The sequence below is a fragment of the Streptomyces niveiscabiei genome (assembly GCF_033794345.1).
Taxonomy (GTDB): domain Bacteria; phylum Actinomycetota; class Actinomycetes; order Streptomycetales; family Streptomycetaceae; genus Streptomyces; species Streptomyces niveiscabiei.
This window is the reverse complement of the sequence record NZ_JARAYJ010000005.1, coordinates 133,304-151,176: the sequence shown is the minus strand read 5'-3', so window position 1 is coordinate 151,176 and position 17,873 is coordinate 133,304. Positions and strand designations below refer to the sequence as shown.

At 71.8% G+C, this 17,873-nt stretch carries 17 protein-coding genes; 12 read left to right on the top strand and 5 right to left on the bottom strand.

Features of this window, described 5'->3' with window-relative positions:
• Positions 1-6 precede the first annotated feature (6 nt).
• Together PV682_RS08915 and PV682_RS08910 are read left to right on the top strand one after the other, a co-directional pair.
• On the top strand, positions 7-747 hold the full coding sequence (locus tag PV682_RS08915; RefSeq protein WP_109364518.1) for a FadR/GntR family transcriptional regulator: 741 nt from the start codon (positions 7-9) through the stop codon (positions 745-747).
• Positions 748-794: 47 nt separating this feature from the next.
• The gene (locus PV682_RS08910) at positions 795-1,475 is read left to right on the top strand and encodes a gamma-glutamyl-gamma-aminobutyrate hydrolase family protein (protein WP_319725860.1); all 681 of its coding nucleotides are present in this window, start codon (positions 795-797) and stop codon (positions 1,473-1,475) included.
• Between the two features lie 113 nt (positions 1,476-1,588).
• On the opposite strand, the gene PV682_RS08905 is transcribed toward PV682_RS08910, so the two are convergent.
• The 5 genes from PV682_RS08905 to PV682_RS08885 all read right to left on the bottom strand — a co-directional run bounded on the left by PV682_RS08905 (position 1,589) and on the right by PV682_RS08885 (position 7,582).
• Entirely contained in the window at positions 1,589-2,518 is a 930-nt protein-coding gene (locus PV682_RS08905) for a phosphotransferase family protein (RefSeq protein ID WP_319725858.1), read from the bottom strand.
• Between the two features lie 323 nt (positions 2,519-2,841).
• The gene (locus PV682_RS08900) at positions 2,842-3,756 is read right to left on the bottom strand and encodes a LysR family transcriptional regulator (RefSeq protein ID WP_109364541.1); all 915 of its coding nucleotides are present in this window, start codon (positions 3,754-3,756) and stop codon (positions 2,842-2,844) included.
• A 98-nt stretch (positions 3,757-3,854) separates the two neighbouring features.
• A complete protein-coding gene (locus PV682_RS08895; RefSeq protein ID WP_319725854.1) occupies positions 3,855-4,442 on the bottom strand; it encodes a helix-turn-helix domain-containing protein in 588 nt (195 codons plus the stop codon).
• A gap of 313 nt (positions 4,443-4,755) precedes the next feature.
• Entirely contained in the window at positions 4,756-6,558 is a 1,803-nt protein-coding gene (locus PV682_RS08890; protein ID WP_319725852.1) for an ABC transporter permease/substrate binding protein, read from the bottom strand.
• Complete coding sequence (locus PV682_RS08885; RefSeq protein WP_319726291.1) at positions 6,551-7,582, bottom strand: quaternary amine ABC transporter ATP-binding protein; 1,032 nt, start codon at positions 7,580-7,582, stop codon at positions 6,551-6,553. Before PV682_RS08885 ends, PV682_RS08890 begins: the two co-directional genes overlap by 8 nt.
• 195 nt (positions 7,583-7,777) lie before the next feature.
• Here PV682_RS08885 and PV682_RS08880 point away from each other — a divergent pair, with 195 nt between their 5' ends.
• The 10 genes from PV682_RS08880 to PV682_RS08835 all read left to right on the top strand — a co-directional run bounded on the left by PV682_RS08880 (position 7,778) and on the right by PV682_RS08835 (position 17,844).
• Entirely contained in the window at positions 7,778-8,698 is a 921-nt protein-coding gene (locus tag PV682_RS08880; RefSeq protein WP_319725851.1) for a 5'-3' exonuclease, read from the top strand.
• A 186-nt stretch (positions 8,699-8,884) separates the two neighbouring features.
• Positions 8,885-9,724, top strand: a complete 840-nt coding sequence (locus PV682_RS08875; protein ID WP_319725848.1) for a siderophore-interacting protein — start codon at positions 8,885-8,887, stop codon at positions 9,722-9,724.
• A 131-nt stretch (positions 9,725-9,855) separates the two neighbouring features.
• Positions 9,856-11,367, top strand: a complete 1,512-nt coding sequence (locus PV682_RS08870) for an amino acid permease (protein ID WP_319725846.1) — start codon at positions 9,856-9,858, stop codon at positions 11,365-11,367.
• 23 nt (positions 11,368-11,390) lie between these two features.
• On the top strand, positions 11,391-12,353 hold the full coding sequence (locus tag PV682_RS08865; RefSeq protein ID WP_319725843.1) for a pseudouridine synthase: 963 nt from the start codon (positions 11,391-11,393) through the stop codon (positions 12,351-12,353).
• A gap of 26 nt (positions 12,354-12,379) precedes the next feature.
• Positions 12,380-13,000, top strand: coding sequence for a TetR/AcrR family transcriptional regulator (locus PV682_RS08860; RefSeq protein WP_319725841.1), 621 nt, complete (start codon positions 12,380-12,382; stop codon positions 12,998-13,000).
• A gap of 229 nt (positions 13,001-13,229) precedes the next feature.
• Positions 13,230-14,915: an ATP-binding protein gene (locus tag PV682_RS08855; RefSeq protein ID WP_319725838.1), complete on the top strand. Its 1,686-nt coding sequence runs from the start codon at positions 13,230-13,232 to the stop codon at positions 14,913-14,915.
• Complete coding sequence (locus PV682_RS08850) at positions 14,912-15,319, top strand: roadblock/LC7 domain-containing protein (protein ID WP_319725835.1); 408 nt, start codon at positions 14,912-14,914, stop codon at positions 15,317-15,319. The genes PV682_RS08855 and PV682_RS08850 overlap by 4 nt, the downstream gene beginning before the upstream one ends.
• Positions 15,316-15,732 (top strand): DUF742 domain-containing protein, encoded by a 417-nt coding sequence (locus PV682_RS08845; protein WP_319725833.1) that lies wholly within the window; start codon positions 15,316-15,318, stop codon positions 15,730-15,732. Before PV682_RS08850 ends, PV682_RS08845 begins: the two co-directional genes overlap by 4 nt.
• Positions 15,713-16,333, top strand: a complete 621-nt coding sequence (locus tag PV682_RS08840) for a GTP-binding protein (RefSeq protein ID WP_319725831.1) — start codon at positions 15,713-15,715, stop codon at positions 16,331-16,333. The genes PV682_RS08845 and PV682_RS08840 overlap by 20 nt, the downstream gene beginning before the upstream one ends.
• A 35-nt stretch (positions 16,334-16,368) precedes the next feature.
• Complete coding sequence (locus PV682_RS08835; protein WP_319725828.1) at positions 16,369-17,844, top strand: cytochrome P450; 1,476 nt, start codon at positions 16,369-16,371, stop codon at positions 17,842-17,844.
• The last annotated feature ends 29 nt before the right edge of the window (positions 17,845-17,873 follow it).

Sequence of the window (17,873 nt, the reverse complement as noted above, 5' to 3'; positions counted from 1 at the left end):
GGCCGGATGACGGTGGAGAAGAACACGGGTACGGGCGACCGGCTGACGCCGGTCCTGCGGCCGGTGCGGGCGGGCAACGGCTTCGAGGAGGCGCTGGAGCAGATCCTCCAGGTGGTCCGCCTCGGCCTCGTCCCCGGCGGCGAACGGCTGCCCGCCGAACGGGAGTTGGCCGAGCGGCTCGGCATCAGCCGGGTGACCCTGCGCGAGGTCCTGAAGGTCCTCCAGGACCAGGGGCTGCTGGAGTCGAGGCGGGGGCGGTACGGCGGTACGTTCGTACTGCCGCGCTCCGCCGTCCCCGGAACCGGCGAAGCCGAACTCCGGCGGCGGATCGCCGAGGTCGACATCGAGGACGTCCTGCGGTTCCGCGAGGTCCTTGAGGTCGGCGCGGCGGGCCTGTGCGCGAGCCACGGCCTCACCGGCGTACAGGTCTCCCGGCTGCGCGAGGCCCTCGCCGGGACGCACGACGCGCCCCTCGCCGACTACCGCCGCCGCGACACGCTCCTGCACCTCACCCTCGCCGAACTCTGCGGCTCCCCCTCCCTCACCGCGCAGTACGCCGCCGTCCGCGCGCAGGTCAACGACCTCCTCGACTGCATCCCCCTGCTCGTGCGCAACCTCGAACACTCCCAGCGCCAGCACGAGGCCCTCGTCGAGGCGGTCCTCGACGCCGATGCCGACGCCGCGCGCGAGATCATGCGCGAGCACTGCGGGGGGACGGCCGCCCTGCTGCGGGGCTTCCTCACCTGAGCCCCGTTCTGCAAAGGTATCCCTGGAGTCCATTACCTGGAGGGTTCATGGCCGGTACGCCGCTCATCGGGATCAGCACCTATCTGGAGCCCGCCGCGAGCTGGCGCGTCTGGGAGATGGAGGCGGCGCTCCTGCCCGCCGGGTATCCCCGGCTCGTCCAGCGGGCCGGGGGGATCGCGGCGATGCTGCCGCCGGACGCGCCCGCCCGTGCCGCGTCCGCCGTAGCCCGCCTCGACGGGCTCGTCGTCTCCGGCGGGCCCGACGTCGACCCCGCTCTGTACGGGGCCTCGCGGGAGCCCCGTACGGACGTCCCCGCGCGCGAACGCGACGCCTGGGAGACCGCGTTGATCTCCGCGGCCCTCGACACGGGCGTGCCGCTGCTCGGGATCTGCCGGGGGATGCAACTCCTCAACGTCACCCTCGGGGGGACACTCGTCCAGCACATGGAAGGGCACGTCAAGGCGCCGGGCGTGTTCGGGCGGCACACCGTCACGCCGGTCGCCGGGACCCTGTACGGGGGGATCGTGCCCGAGGCGTCCAGCGTTCCGACCTACCACCATCAGGCGGTCGATCGGCTGGGGGCCGGGCTGATCGCCTCCGCGTACGCCGAGGACGGGACCGTCGAGGCTGTCGAGCGAGGTGGGGGGTGGACGCTGGGGGTTCAGTGGCATCCCGAGATGGGGGACGATCTGCGGGTGATGCGGGCGCTGGTGGAGGCGGCGGGGTGACGCCGGGGGACGGCGGGCGCTGGTCGAGGCGGCGGGGTGACGCCGGGGGACGCGGACGCGCGTAGGGGCCCGCCCGCCTTACCGGACGCTGGCGCGTGTGAGGGCCGGGCGCCTCACCGGACGCGGGACCGCAGCCACTCCAACGCCGCCTCGCCCTGGGCCCGTTGGAAGGGGCGGAGGGTGGGGAGGCCGGGGGGTGCCGGCTTCAGCGAGCTGCCGTAGAAGTATCCGGCCAGCGCGGCGAGGGCGGTGGTGACCGCGTCCTGGTCCGCCCTTCTGCCCAAGGGGTGTTCCGTGAACAGCGTTTCCGGGTCCGGGCCGCCCTGCGCGCGGACGCTGGGGAGCAGGAGGAGGAGGTCGAACCAAGGGGCGGCCGTGGTGACATGGGGCCAGTCGACGAACCATACGCGCGCGCCGTCCCGGCCGTCGTCCTGGGCCAGCAGCACGTTGTCGGCCCGCAGATCACCGTGCGCGAGAGTGTCCCCCCGTACGGCCTCCTCCCACCCCTCGGCCCGCTGAAGGACCGGGAACCCCTGCTCCACCAGCTCCGGCCACCCGCCGAACGCCTCCGCCAGATCCTCGTCCTCGGCAGCGGCCGGCGCGGCGAACGGGGCGGGGCTCAACAGCCGCCCGAGCTCTCCGACGGCGTCCAGCACAACCCGCAACTCCCCCTTCTCCCACGGCACATGAGGCTGCCGCCCCTCGACGTCCTCGAACACGAGGGCCACCCAGTCCCCGTCGTCGTACACCCCCAGCAGCTTCGGTGCGGGCACCTCCGGAGGCAACGCCGCCGCATACCGAGCCTCCTGCCGATGCAGCACCGGACTGAACGCGTTCACGTCCCCACTGACCGCCTTGACGAACCCACCCCTGCCCCGACCCGTCACCACCCTCGCAGCAACCCCTGGCGAAAACCCGCCCCGCTGAGTGACAGCCCGTACAACGGGCGCCCCGAGTATCCCCGCGACGGCGTCCCGCACGGAGACGGGCAGATCTTCCCAGTCGAGGCGGACGCCGGTGGCGGGAGGGGCGGAGTAGTTCATGGAGACATGGTGGGCGGGGACACCCGAGAATTCCCACCGCTTTTTCCAAGGAGCGGGGCGCTGAACCCCCGCAGAACCCTGAGCATCATGCGGCTACGCCACACCGGCACCACACCCAGGCCCGCCCCCAAGTCCCCCGGCACGGAGGGGGGCGACACCCGAACCGGAGCGACACGGCCCCCGCGGGAGGGCGCGGGCGCGACCAACCACGACGAGCCCGCAGCCGAACACCACCACAAGCCACCCCCAACCCCCAGAACCCCCCACCTCAGACCTCGCCCCTCCAAGGAACCGAGTCGGGTGGGTGGGTGGGCGAAGGTGTGTTATCCCCTGGTCAGGGACAACAGCTCCCGCGCAGGCCCCGCCGGCCGATGCCCGGCTCGCCACACCGCCCTCAGCTCCCGCCCCAACGCCACCCCTTCCACCGGCACGGAGACGAGCCTGCGCATGGCCAGTTCCTCCCCCACCACCAGCTCGCTCAGTACAGCGGGCCCGGCCCCGCTCACCGCAGCCGCCTTCACCGCGGTCGTGGACGACAGCTCGATCAGCGGCCGGGCGGACACCCCGCCGAGCGCGGCGTCCAGCACCTGACGGGTCCCGGACCCCTTCTCCCGCAGGATCAGCGCGGTGGCGGCCAGCTCCTCCCCCCGCAGGGGCCGCCGCCGACGCCCCCAGGGATGCCCGGGCGCGACGACGACGATCAGCCGGTCGTGCCCGATGACCGCGGAATCGAGCCCGGCGGGCACAGTCAGCCCCTCCACGAACCCGAGATCGACCTCGTCCCCGAGCAGCCGCTCAGCCACGGCGGCGGAGTTCCCGGCGAGCAACGACACGGCCGTATCGGGCCGTTGAGCGCGCAGCGCCAGCAGCCACCCGGGCAGCAGATACTCGGCGATGGTCATGCTCGCGGCGACCCGCAGCCGGGAGTCCCGCCGGTCCCGCAGCGCCTGCGCCCCGGCGTCGAACGCCTCGGCCGCCTCGACGATCCGCCGGGCCCAGTCGGTGACGAGGGCCCCCGCGTCGGTGAGCCGGGACCCCCGGGGCGACCGGTCGACGAGCGCGACCCCGAGCTGCCGTTCCATGGACCGGACCCGGCTGCTGGCGGCGGGCTGCGTGATGCCGAGTTCCCGCGCGGCGGCCCCGAGGCTCCCCACCCGGGCGACGGCGAGCAACAGCTCAAGGGCGCCGAGATCAGGCACCCGATGGGAGAGGGAAACCACCACACCGTCACTGCTCATAACACCAGCTTATGCCCAGAGCCCTCATAACCCCAGGTCAAGCCCAACGGCCCCAGGCCGGCCCCGCACAACCCCGCCCCGCACGACCCCCGGCACCCCTACCGCTGCTTCCCACCCCGGACGGCCTCGATGTGCTCGGCGACGGCCACGACCAGGATCCGCGTATCGGGAACGGTGGCCCGCCACCGATGCCGGACCCCGCCGGTGAGGTACAGCGTGTCCCCGCGCCCCAGCCGGTACGCCCGCCCCTCCGCCTCGACCTCGACGGCACCGTCGGCGACGTACATCAACTGGTCGTTGCGGTACTGGAATTCGCGCCCGGCGTCGTGGTCGCCGGTGAACTCGGTGGCGTGCATCTGATGGTGCCCGCGAACGAGCGACCGGGACTGGGGAGCACCCCCGCCCCCGTCCCCACTCCCGCCCTCCCCCTCGTCCGCACGGACGACGTCGACGCTGCACGCGGGATCGGCGGCGGCGAGCAGTTCGACGGCGGTGGTGCGCAGCGCGTCCGCGACCTTCTCCAGGGACGCCGTGCTGGGCCGGGCCCGGTCGTTCTCGATCTGGCTGAGGAACGGCACGGACAGCCCGCTGCGCTCGGCGACGGCCGCCAGCGTCAGTTCGAGCGCATGCCGCCGACGCCGTACGGCCGCCCCCACGCGCAGGGGCCGTTCCTTGTGGTCGCCCATAGCTCCGGCTCCCTCCTCCAGCTCGTCGGTCCGCGTCGCCGTGCACACGTCGTCTGATGAGTTCTCTGCACCCTACGCATGTTCCGCAAACCGTTTCATGTGCCCGTCACATCGACGACACACCCGGTCACGCTCGACGCACGGGTTCGCGCCAGTGGATCACATCCCCGGAGCCCGCGGAAACGGCCCCCGGCCCCCCGGCGGGTCGCGAGCGTACGCCCCGTACGCCCCGAAGTCACCCGTCCGGCTCCCGCCAGGGGAGCCGAGGGGTGACCTCGGGGTACGACATGACGCTGTGTGGTTGGCCGAATCCTTACGGCGCCGAGGCGGCCTCGTTCCCCACGGGCGCCCACTTCTCCATCAGCCCGGGGTTGGCCTTGAGCCAGGTGCGTACGGCGTCCTGCTCCTTGCCCTTCCCGGACTTCTGGAGCTGCGCCTCCAGCGACGTCAGCTGGGCCTCGGTCATCCTGAACTCCTTGAGCCAGCGCGCCACTTCGGGCTGGTCGGCGGCGAACCCGGACCGGGCGACGGTGTGCACGTGGTCGCCCGCGCCCCAGGCCCCGCGCGGGTCCGCGAGCTTCTTCAGCCCGTACTCGCTGTACGCCCAGTGCGGGGACCACAGGGTGACGACGATCGGCTGCTTGCGCGCGTACGCCCGCTTCAGTTCGGCCAGCATCGCCGGGGTCGAGCCGTCGACGACGTCGTACCCCTGAAGCCCGTACTCCTTGACGACCTTGTCCTTCAGCAGCCCCATCATCCCGGCGCTGGGCTCGATCCCGACGATGCGGCCACCGAACTCGGAGGACCGGTTCTTGAGATCGGCGAGGGAGTCGACGTCCTTCACATACGAGGGGACGGTCAGCTCCAGGGACGTCGGGCCGTACCAGGCGCCGAGGTCGTCGAGCCGGTCGCCGTACTTCTTCCAGTACTCGGCGTGGGTGGTCGGCAGCCAGGAGTCCGTCTGGAAGTCGAGCCGGCCGGTGGCGAGGCCGGTGTAGAGGGGTCCGGCGGCGTACTGCGTGGTCGTCACCTTGAAGCCGCGCTCCTGGAGGATCTCCTTCCACAGGTACGTGGAGGCGATCCCCTCGTCCCAGGGGATGTAGCCGATCCTGATCTCCTGCCCGCGCCCGACGTCCGTGCCCGAGGCGTGCGCCGGAGCCCCGTTCCCGCCGAACACCCCGAGCCCGCCCGCGACGACCGCGAGCACGGTCACGCAGGACACGGCGACGGCGGGGCGCGGCCGGTACGACCACGCGCTCCCCTTCGCCTTCGCCGCCGCCCTGCGGCCCAGCGGCGAGAGGCGGGTGCCGAGCGCGCCCGTCATGCGGTCGAGGTAGATCGCGAGGACGACGATCCCGAGCCCGGCCTCGAAGCCGAGCCCGATGTCGAGCTGGCCGATGGCCTCGTTGACGGCGCCGCCGAGGCCGCCCGTGCCGACCATGCCCGCGATGACGACCATGGACAGGCCCAGCATGATGACCTGGTTGACGCCGGCCATGATGGTCGGCAGGGCCAGCGGCAGCTGCACGCGGAAGAGGGTGTCGCGCGGCGTCGTGCCGAACGCCTCGGCGGCCTCGACGAGTTCGGCGTCGACCTGCCGGATGCCCAGCTCGGTCATCCGCACGCCCGGCGCGACCGCGAAGACCAGCGTCGCGACGACCCCGGCCGGTACGCCCATGCCGAAGAAGAGGATCGCCGGGATCAGCAGGACCATCGACGGCATCGTCTGGAGCAGGTCGAGCACCGGCCGTACCGCCGCGCTGACCGCCTTGGAGCGGGCCGCCCACACGCCGAGCGGAATCGCGACCACCAGCGCGATGAGGGTGGCGACCAGGACCAGCGAGAGCGTCGACATCGACTTCTCCCACAGGTCCAGCGAGTCGATCAGCGCGAACCCCGCGAACGACAGCACGCCCGCCGTGAGGCCGCGCAGCCACCAGGCGAGGACGGCGAGGATGCCCGCGAGCAGCAGCGGCTGCGGCGCGTTCAGGACGGCGTCGAGGACGTCGTACAGCCCCTCGACCACCGCTTTCACCGCGTCGAACAGCCAGGCGAGATGGTTCACGAGCCAGTCCACACCGGAGTCGACCCAGTCCCCGAGATGCAGCCTAGGCATGCGCGCCCGCCTCCTCGGCCATGACCCCGACCAGCAGATCCGACGTGACGACCCCGACGACCGCCCCCGCGTCGTCGAGCACGGCCACCGGATGATCGACGCGCGCACAGATCGCGCACAGCTCCGTGAACGGCGTACCCGGCGTCACGGTCTCGCACGAGCAGTCCGTCTCGTGCGCGCCGGTGTCCATGACGGCCGACGCGGTCAGCACCCGGGAGCGGTCGACGTCCTGGATGAAGGAGGCGACGTAGTCGTCGGCCGGGCGCAGCAGGATGTCCTCGGCGGTGCCGTTCTGGACGATGCGGCCGTCGCGCATGACGGCGATCCGGTCGCCGAGCCGCATCGCCTCGTTGAGGTCGTGGGTGATGAACACGATGGTCTTCTTCAGGGTCTTCTGGAGCGTGAGGAGCTGGTCCTGCATGTCGCGGCGGATCAGCGGGTCGAGCGCGCTGAACGACTCGTCCATCAGCAGGAGGTCGGCGTCGGTGGCCAACGCGCGGGCCAGGCCGACGCGTTGCTGCATACCGCCGGACAACTCGTCGGGCCAGGAGGACTCCCAGCCCTCCAGGCCGCACAACGTCAGCGCCTCGGTGGCGCGTCGCTCGCGCTCGGGGCGCGGGACGCCCTGGACGGCGAGGCCGTACGCCGCGTTGTCGAGGACCGTGCGATGGGGGAAGAGCGCGAAGTGCTGGAAGACCATGGAGATCTTCCGCGCACGCACCTCCCGCAGCCCGCGGTCGTCGAGCGCGGTCAGGTCCTGGCCGTCGAAGCGGACGTGCCCGGCGGTCGGCTCCAGGAGGCCGTTGAGCATCCGCAGCAGCGTCGACTTGCCGGAGCCGGACAGGCCCATCACGACGAAGACCGAGCCGGGCTCGACGGTGAAGGACGCGTCGATGACGGCGGGCATGGCGCCGTCCGCGCGCAGGTCGTCGCGGGTCTCCCCGCTTCTGAGCCGCTCGACGGCGGCGTCCGGTTTTCTGCCGAACACTTTGTAGACGTGGTCTGCCTCTAGCCTCGCGGACACGCGGACCTCTCCGGTCGGGGACATGGTCGGGAGCGCAACGGGTTGCCGAGTGCGCAACCGGCGCCGCTCCGAGGGCGCGCCTGCCCGGACCTTTTCCGGCCAAACCCGCAGGTGTCCCAGGTCACAGGGGGCGTACGCGGCCACGGGGGTGAACGCGGACGGGTCGCTGTCAGTGCCGTGCGGCATGATGCGGGGGTGACCGGACGACTGATGCTCCTCGACACCGCCTCCCTCTACTTCCGCGCCTATTTCGGGGTCCCGGAGTCCGTGAAGGCGCCGGACGGCACGCCCGTGAACGCGGTGCGCGGCCTCCTCGAATTCATCGACCGGCTGGTCAAGGACCACCACCCCGACGAGCTCGTGGCCTGCATGGACGCCGACTGGCGCCCGCAGTGGCGCGTCGACCTCATCCCCTCGTACAAGGCGCACCGGGTCGCCGAGGAGCGCGCGGCCGGTCCGGACGCGGAGGAGATCCCGGACACGCTGTCGCCGCAGGTGCCGGTCATCGAGGCGGTGCTCGACGCGGTGGGCATCGCGCGGGTGGGGGTCGAGGGGTACGAGGCGGACGACGTGATCGGGACGTTCACGGCGCGCGCGAAGGGTCCGGTGGACATCGTCACCGGGGACCGCGACCTGTACCAGCTCGTCGACGACGCGCGGGGAGTGCGCGTCCTGTACCCGATCAAGGGCGTCGGCACACTCCAGGTCACCGACGAGGCCGTGCTGCGCGAGAAGTACGGCGTGGACGGGCGCGGGTACGCGGATCTGGCGCTGCTGCGGGGCGACCCGAGCGACGGGCTGCCCGGGGTGCCGGGGATCGGGGAGAAGACGGCGGCGAAACTGCTGGCCGAGTTCGGGGACCTGGCCGGGATCATGGCGGCCGTGGACGACCCGTCGGCGAAGCTGACGCCCTCGCAGCGCAAGCGGCTCGACGAGTCGCGGCCGTACGTCGCCGTCGCGCCGAAGGTCGTACGGGTCGCCGGGGACGTCCCGCTGCCCGAGGTGGAGACGGCGCTGCCCCGGAAGGCCCGGGACGGCGAGCTGGTGGCGGCGCTGGGTGCGCGGTGGGGGCTGGGCGGGTCGCTGGGGAGGCTGCTGGCGACGCTGGGGGCTTGAGGGGGCCGGCGACTTGACGGAGATCCCGCCCCGGACGTCATGCTCTCGCAAAGAAGAGTGACGTTCTCGCAGGTGGGCGGGGTCTCGTGCGGGAACGCGCGAACAAGCCCCCGGGCGAGGGGGGCGAGAGTGGGGGGAGTGATGCTAACTTAGGTAAACCTAACCATAACAGCGTGGGAGGCCGTCATGTCAGAACGTCCGGCACGGAAACCGCGGAAGCCCCATTCCGCGCGGGTCGTCCGCACTGAACGGCTCACCCCGCACATGCAGCGGGTCGTGCTCGGCGGCGAGGGGCTGGCCGAATTCACGGCGGGCACCTGCACCGACCACTACGTGAAGATGCTGTTCGCTCCCGGTGGGGTCTCCTACCCGGAACCCTTCGACCTGGAACGCATCCGCGAGGAACTCCCGCGCGAACAGTGGCCGGTGACCCGTACCTACACGGTCCGCCACTGGGACGCGGAACACCGCGAGCTGACCCTCGACTTCGTCCTGCACGGCGACGAGGGCCTCGCCGGGCCCTGGGCGATGCGCGTCCAGCCGGGCGAGACCGTCCGCTTCATGGGACCCGGCGGCGCCTACGCCCCCTCCCCCGACGCCGACTGGCATCTCCTCGCCGGGGACGAGAGCGCGTTGCCCGCGATCGCCGCCGCCCTGGAGGCGCTGCCCGCCGGGGCCGTCGCCCACGCCTTCATCGAGGTCTCCGGGCCCGAGGAGGAGCAGAAGATCGACTCCGACATCGAGGTGACGTGGCTGCACCGGGGGGACCGGCCGGTGGGCGAGCTGCTCGTCCCGGCCGTACGGGACCTCCAGTGGCCCGAGGGGCGCGTGCACGCCTTCGTCCACGGCGAGGCGCACTTCGTGAAGGAGCTGCGGCAACTGCTGCGCGTCGAGCGCGCGTTGACCCGCGAGGACCTGTCCATCTCCGGGTACTGGCGGCTCGGGCACGACGAGGACGGGTGGCAGGCGTCGAAGCGGGAGTGGAACGCGCGCATCGAGGCGGAGCAGGAGACGCCGGCGGCGTGACGGCCCCGGCTCCGTGAGGAGTTGGGCCCGCCTCGGACATGCCCGCGTGACGCGCACGCAACAGCACATCCCTAATTTCTGTCACCCGACAGGAATACGTGCTGGAGCACGCGCCCAAGGCAGGTGCCGCCGTGACGACCACTCCTCCCCTCCCCGATCTCCACCCCGCCGCACCCCAACCCCCCGACTCTCTGGCCGAGTTCGGCTACCGCCAGGAACTCCACCGCAGCCTCGGCCGGTACGCCTCCTTCGCCGCCGGGTTCTCCTTCATCTCCGTCCTCACCACCGTCTTCCAGTTCTTCGCCTTCGGGTACGCGTTCGGCGGCGCCGTCTTCTTCTGGGCCTGGCCGGTCGTCCTGCTCGGCCAGCTCGCGGTGGCCGCCTGCTTCGCGGAACTCGCCGCGCGGTACCCGATCTCCGGGGCGATCTACCAGTGGTCGTCCCGGCTCTCCACGCCCGCGTTCGGCTGGTTCGCGGGCTGGATCATGGTGATCGGCCAGATCGTGGTGGTCGCCGCGGCGGCCCTGGCCCTCCAGATGGTCCTCCCCGCGCTCTGGTCCGGCTTCCAGCTCATCGGCACGGACCCCGCCCCCACGTCCCCCGACGGCGCGGCCAACGCGGCGCTCCTCGGCGTGGCCCTCCTCGCCCTGACGACCCTGGTCAACGTCCTGGACAACCGCGTCCTGTCCGCCGTCAACCGGATCGGCGTCACCGCGGAGATCATCGGCGCGGTCCTCATCGCCGCCCTGCTCCTGACCCACTCGGAACGCACCCCGACGATCACGTTCGAGGGCCCGTCCGACGGCGGTCTGCTGGGCGCCCTCCTCGTCGGCTCGTTCACCGCCGCGTACGTCATGATCGGCTTCGACAGCGCGGGCGAGATGAGCGAGGAGACCCACCACCCGCGCCGCACGGCCCCCCGCACGATCCTCACGGCCCTGACCGCCGCCGGCCTCCTGGGCGGCCTGATCGTCCTCGCCGGCCTCCTCGCCGCCCCCAGCCTCACGGACGGCCACCTGGCCACGGACGGCCTCAGCTACGTCCTGACGAGCAGCCTCGGCGACGGAGTGGGCAAGGCGCTGCTGGCGGACGTGGTGGTGGCGATCGCGGTGGCCACGCTGGCGATCCAGACGTCGGCTTCCCGCATGCTCTTCTCGATGGCCCGCGACGGCCGCCTGCCGTTCGCCCGGAGACTGGCCCGCGTCAACCCGGGCACCGGCATGCCGACCGCCCCCGCCGTGGTCGTCGGCACCCTCGCGGCGGCCCTGCTCCTCCTCAACTTCGCCTCCCCCGAGGCGTTCCTGGCGATCGGCACGACCTGCATCGTCATGCTGTACCTGGCCTACGCCATGGTCACCGGCCCCCTCCTCGTCAGGCGCCTGCGCGGCACCTGGGGGCGCCCGGAGGGTACCGACGAAACCGGCGCCCCCTTGTTCTCCCTCGGCCGCTGGGGCCTCCCGGTCAACGCGGTGGCCGTGGTGTACGGCGCCCTGATGACCGTCAACCTCGCCTGGCCCCGGGCCGCCGTGTACGACCCGGAGGGCGGGCACTGGTACTTCCAGTGGTTCACGGTGCTGTTCCTGGGGGCGACGGTGGCCCTGGGGGTGGCGTACCGGGCGCGGGCGAAACGGCGCGAGCTCTGACCCACCCCGTACCCTGACCTGCCATGAGACGCCGCCGTACCCCCGCCCCGCCCTCGCCCCTCCCCCAGCGGGACGGCGTGGACCCGGTCCGGGTGCGGCTGCCCGGGGAGGGGGCGTGGGGGACGGTCCAGGAGTACCTCGTGGGGCGGCTGAGCGGCGCCGGGGAGGGTGTGGTCGAGGAGCTGTTCCGGAGGGGTGAGGTCGTCGGGGCCGACGGGCGGGCCCTGGACGGGGGCACCCCCTTCGCGCCGGGGGCGTACGTGTGGTTCCACCGGGAGGTCGCGCCCGAGATCCCCGTGCCGTTCGACGTCGACGTCGTCTATCGCGACGCCCACGTCCTCGTCGCCGACAAGCCCCACTTCCTCGCCACCACCCCCCGGGGCAGCCACATCACGGAAACGGCGCTGGCCCGCCTCCGCAGGACCCTCGGCCTTCCCGAACTCGGCGCGGCCCACCGCCTGGACCGGCTCACGGCCGGCCTCGTGCTGTTCACGATCCGCCCGCAGGACCGGGGCGCCTACCAGACGCTGTTCAGGGACCGGAGGATCAGGAAGGTGTACGAGGCGGTGGCCTCAGGTGAGCCGCGCGAACCCCTCCCCCTCACCCTCAACTCCCGCATGGAGAAGCCCCGCACCTCTCTGACCACCCTGGAACTCCCCGGCCCGCCGAACGCGATCACGCACATCGCCGAGACAGCGCGCCGCGAGAACCTGGCCAGGTACCGCCTGACCCCGGAAACCGGCCAGACACACCAACTCCGGGTGCACATGGCCTCGTTGGGGGTCCCCATCCTGGGCGACCCCCTGTACCCGGAGGTCCACCCCCCGATCCCCCCGACGGACTTCCACCGCCCCCTCCAACTCCTCGCCAGGGAACTCCACTTCACGGACCCGCTCACCGGCCGGGAGCACCACCTGTACAGCAGGCGGACGCTGGAGGCGTGGGAGTCGTACGAGGCGTGGGCGGGACGAGCGGACCCGGCGTGAAGAAGCACCTGTGCGAAGATCCCCGCATGGCGACAACCCCAGGTGGACGGCGTGTAGGGCGCCCCCGGGCCGTGGAGCGCGAGGGACGGGGCACCGACCCCCGCGGGGACCTGCTGACGGCCGCGGCGGAGCTGTTCACCGTGAAGGGGTACGCGGCGACGAGCACCCGGGCGGTGGCGGAGCGGGCGGGGATGCGCCAGGCGACGATGTACCACTACGTGTCGGGCAAGGAAGAACTCCTGGCGGAGTTGCTGGAGTCGACGGTTTCTCCGTCGCTCGCGTACGCGCGGGCGCTGCTCGCCCGGACGGATGAGCCGCCCAGGGACCGCCTGTGGGAGCTGTGCCGGGCGGACGTGGAGGTCCTGTGCGGCGGCGCGTACAACCTCGGCGGCCTGTACCTGCTCCCGGAGGTGCGGGGGGAGCGCTTCGCGGGTTTCCGTGAGTCCCGGGACGAACTGAAGGCCGCGTACCGGGAGTTGGTGGCGGAGGCCACGTCCCTCGAAGGCGGCGGGTTGAACCTCCGTACGGACCTCGTCTTCGGCCTGATCGAGGGGGTGATCCTGGTCCGCCGCTCGGACCCGGACCGCCCGGTGGCGGAGTTCGCGCGGGCGACGGCCGACGCGGCCCTGCGGATCGCGGGCGTCTGAACTCCCGCACACCCGTACCCGGTCACCGTGCGCGTTCGAACGATTCCGCAGCGCACAAAACGAACGACCATACCCCCACAGGGGGATCCCTTTCAGGCGGTTGCCGAACATGACACGGCGTTGATCCGGTCGGACTAAGCTCGCCCGCGGCGCACCGAGTTGAGATGGATTCGGGCGCTTGTTCCCGAATGTTCTGAAGATGCGGACAATTCCCGACAGAGGGTCTCCCATGGTGAGTGCTCAGTCCTCGACACATTCCCCGCCCGGGCGTGAACGCCCCTTCGCCCGGGTGCTGTTGCCCCCGGCGATACTGATGACCGCGGTGAGCGGGGCGGCCCTCGCGCTGGTCCCGCGGTCGGCTCGGGTCGCGGTCGGCGTATGCGGGGCCGTCGCCACGGTGCTGGTGGTGATGACGGCGGTGGAGGTGGTCCGGCGCGGACGCCGGCTGCGCGAGCTGCGCGCGGACACGGAGCGCCGTACGGCCGCGCTGGAGCAGCGGATCGAGGAGTACGCGGCCCTCAACCTGCGGGTCGTCGAGGACCACATCCCGACGGCCGTGAAGGTGCTGCGGGCGGGCAACTCCCCCCGGGAAGTCCTCCAGTTGATGCCGGACATCGACCCGACGTTCCGCGACCTCGACCGCGCCCAGGCGGGCGTCGTGACGAGCGTCCTGGACATCGTCGAGCATCAGGAGAACCTGCGGGACTCGGCGCTGCGCTCGTACACCTCGGTCGCCCGGCGCATCCAGGCGATCGTGCACCAGCAGAACGACGAACTGCTGGAGATGGAGTACGACCACGGCAACAACCCGCACGTCTTCGACGACCTGCTGCGCATCGACCACGGCACGGCGATGATCGGCCGCCTCGCGGACTCCGTCGGCGTCATCGGCGGCGGCAGGCCCAGCCGCCAGTGGCCCGCGCCGGTCCCGCTGTACAGCGTGCTGCGCGGCGGCATGTCGCGCATCCTGGAGTACCCGCGGATCAAGCTGGAGTCGATCGCGAAGGTCAACATCCGGGGCATCTCCGTGGAGCCGGTCATCCACGCCTGCGCCGAACTCATGGACAACGCGACGAGGTTCTCGCCCCCGGCGAGCACGGTCCACGTGAACGCGATCGAGGTGCAGACCGGCATCGCCATCGAGATCGAGGACGCCGGCGTCAGCCTCAGCGAGGAGGGCCGCGCCCGGGTCGAACGGATCCTGGAGGACGCCAAGCGCGGCGAGGACATCCACGACGACGGCGGCGCCCCGCAGCTCGGGCTCGCGGTCGTGGGCCGGCTGTGCACGACGTTCAACATGCAGTGCTCGCTGCGGGTCTCGGCGTACGGCGGGGTCCGCGCCGTACTGATCGTGCCCGCCGAGATGCTCACCGAGGGCCCGGAGACGATCTACGCGCACGGCATCGGCGCGGGCGCCACCCCGACCCTCGACCTCGGCGGCATCAAGGGCCCGCAGCGCAGGCCGAAGAAGCGCCGGCCGACCAGTCCCCGCCTCCCGGAAGGCGTGTCCATGGAGGAGGAGACCCCGGAGGTCACCGAGTGGACGGCCGAGGGGCTGCCGCAGCGGCGCAGCAAGGCCGTCGTCTCCATCCTCGACTCCTACCCGGAGGCATACCGCCGCCAGCTCGCCGAGGAGGCCGCGGAGAAGGCCGCCGCCGAGCGCGGCGAGCCGGTGCCGGTCGACGAGGAGGAGGAGATGTGGGCGGAGGCCGCCGCGCGCGTGCTGGCCAAGCCCGCCCCCTCCGGCCCCGCGCCCGGCCTCGGCTTCGAGGCGTTCTGGGCGGGCCTGAAGGACAACACGCCCGAGGGCGTCCACCCCACCGACTTCACCCGCAATCCCACCGCATACCTGCACCTGATCGACGACAAGGCCATGGCCCCCGCCGAGGCCGACGACGAAGGGGACCCCACGTGATCAAGCCGCGCGCCAACTTCGACTGGATGCTCAAAGAGCTCTACAGCGGCGTCCCGGGCATCGAGATGATCGTGGTGCTCTCCGCCGACGGGCTGCGCATCGCCCGCTACGGCGGCGACCCGGACGCCGCCGACCGCGTCGCCGCCGCCTGCGCGGGCCTCCAGAGCCTCGCCGGGGCCGTCGCCGAGGAGATCCCCACCGTCCAGGGCGACATGAAGCTCGTCGTCATCGAGATGGACGGCGGCTACTTCTACCTGATGGCCGCGGGCGCCGGCGCCTTCCTCGCCGTCCTGTCCGACGTGCGCTGCGAGCCGGGCGCGATGAGCCTGCACATGCGCGACCTCGTCGTACGCATCGGATCGCACCTCACGAGTCCGCCCCGGCGGAAAGGCCAGACCGTATGACTCCTCCGCAACGCCGGCGACGCGCCGCCCTGCGCCCCCTGCCGAAGCCGGCCGAACCGGCGGCGGGCGGCAACGGGGAGGGGAAGGAGAAGAAGGCCCCCGAACGGCTCTACACCATCTCGGACGCCGACGGCGAGCGCGCGCCCCTCGACCTGGTGACGCTCGTCGTGGCGCGGACCGAGCCGAACTCCTCGACCGGCCCCGAGCGGACGGTGGTGCTGCGGATGTGCGCGACGCCGCTGTCCCTGGCCGAGGTGTCCGCCTACCTCTCGCTGCCGTTCAGCGTCGTGTCCGTGCTGATCACCGACATGCTCGCGGCCGGACTCCTCGACTCGCGCGCGCCCGTCGTCCGGCAGAAGATCCCCGACCGGTCCCTCCTCGAAGCGGTGATGCATGGACTTCAACGCCTCTGACACGATCCCCGGCCCACGCGCCGAGGACCGGCTCCCGCACACCACCGCCGCCGCCGCGAAGATCGTCATCGTGGGCGGGTTCGGCGTCGGCAAGACCACCATGGTCGGCTCCGTCAGCGAGATCAGGCCGCTGACCACCGAGGAGACCATGACGCAGGCCGGGATCGGCGTCGACGACGACTGCGGCTCCGACACGAAGACCGCGACCACCGTCGCCATGGACTTCGGGCGCATCCGCATCAGCGACGAGTTCGTGCTCTACCTCTTCGGGACGCCCGGCCAGGAGCGGTTCTGGTTCCTGTGGAACGGGCTGTTCGAAGGGGCGCTCGGCGCGGTCGTCCTCGTCGACACCCGGCGGATGGACGTGAGTTACGAGGTGATGGGGCGGCTCGAAGAGCGCGGGGTGCCGTTCATCGTCGGCGTCAACACCTTTCCCGACGGGCCCCGTTACCCGATTCCCGTCCTGCGCGGGGCACTTGACCTGCACCCCAGGATCCCGATCGTCGAGTGCGACGTCCGCCGCCGCGCCTCCAGCCGGGACCTCCTCACCACCCTCATGGACTTCCTCAACACCCTTCTGGACAACGGCGCTCTCGTCTGACGCCGCCGTCCACGTCATGAAAGCGACCCCTTCCCGTGACGTCTGACCACACCACCACCCAGCCCCCCGCCGGCTGCCCCGCCCACGGGCGCGGCGCGGGGGGACTGACCCGGCTGTTCGGGCCCGGCTCCGAGGATCTCAACGCGCTGTACGAGCAGTTGCGCGAGGAGCACGGGCCCGTCGCGCCGGTCCTCCTCCACGACGACGTGCCCATCTGGATCGTCCTCGGGCACGCCGAGAACCTGCACATGGTGCGCTCCCCCACGCACTTCACCCGCGACAGCCGGATCTGGACGCCGCTCGTCGACGGACAGGTCAAGCCCGACCACCCGCTGATGCCGCACATCGCCTGGCAGCCCATCGCCTCGCACGCCGAGGGCGACGAGCACAAGCGGCTGCGCGGAGCAGTCAAGGCGTCCATGGAAGGGCTCGACGACCGCACCCTGCGCCGCTACATCAACCGCTCCTCCCAGCGGCTCGTCAACGAGTTCTGCGAGAGCGGAAAGGCCGAACTGGTCTCCCAGTTCGCCGAACACCTCCCCATGGCCGTCATGTGCCACGTCCTCGGCATGCCCGAGGAGTACAACGACCGGCTCGTCCACGCGGCCCGCGACGCCCTCAAAGGCACCGAGACCGCCATCGCCAGCCACGGGTACGTCATGGACGCGCTCAGCCGCCTCACCGCACGCCGGCGCGCGGAACCGCTGGACGACGCGGCGAGCAAGCTGGTCACGCACCCCGCGAAGCTCACGGACGACGAAGTCCGCGAGCACCTGCGGCTGTTGCTGTTCGCCGCGTACGAGGCCAGCGTCAACCTGCTGTCCAGCGTGCTGCTCCAGGTCATCATCGACCCGCGCTTCTACGCGAAGCTGAACGGCGGCCAGATGACCGTCCCCGAGGCGGTCGAGCAATCCCTGTGGGACCACCCCCCCTTCAGCACGATCTTCGCCTACTTCGCCAAGGTCGACACGGAGTTGGGCGGCCAGCGCATCCGCAAGGGCGACGGCCTCCTCTTCGCCCCGGCCCCCGCGAACGTCGACCCGCTGATGCGGCCCGACCTCTCCGCGAACATGCGCGGCAACCGCTCCCACCTCGCCTTCGGCAGCGGCGCCCACGAATGCCCCGGCCAGGACGTCGGCCGCGCGATCGCCGACGTAGGCGTCGACGCCCTCCTCTTCCGCCTCCCCGACGTCCAACTCGACTGCCCCGAATCCGAGTTGCGCTACACCCAGTCCATCTCCTCCCGCCACCTCGTCTCCCTGCCGGTCCACTTCGACCCCAAACCCCAACAGGACATCACCCACAAACCAAGCCACGCCAACCTCCCCCAACCCCGAACAAGCTGGCCACTACCGACCCGCCGCAAGCCGACGCCGGAGGAGAAACCCGCAGAAAAGAAGGCCCCAGCGGAAGAGACCGCAGTACCGACGACGCCGCCAGCCCCCCCGACGACCGAGCAACACCGACCCAGGTTCTGGCGCCGGGTGCTGACGTGGTGGAGGGGGTACTGAGAGGAGACACAGGCCGAGGCAACGACACG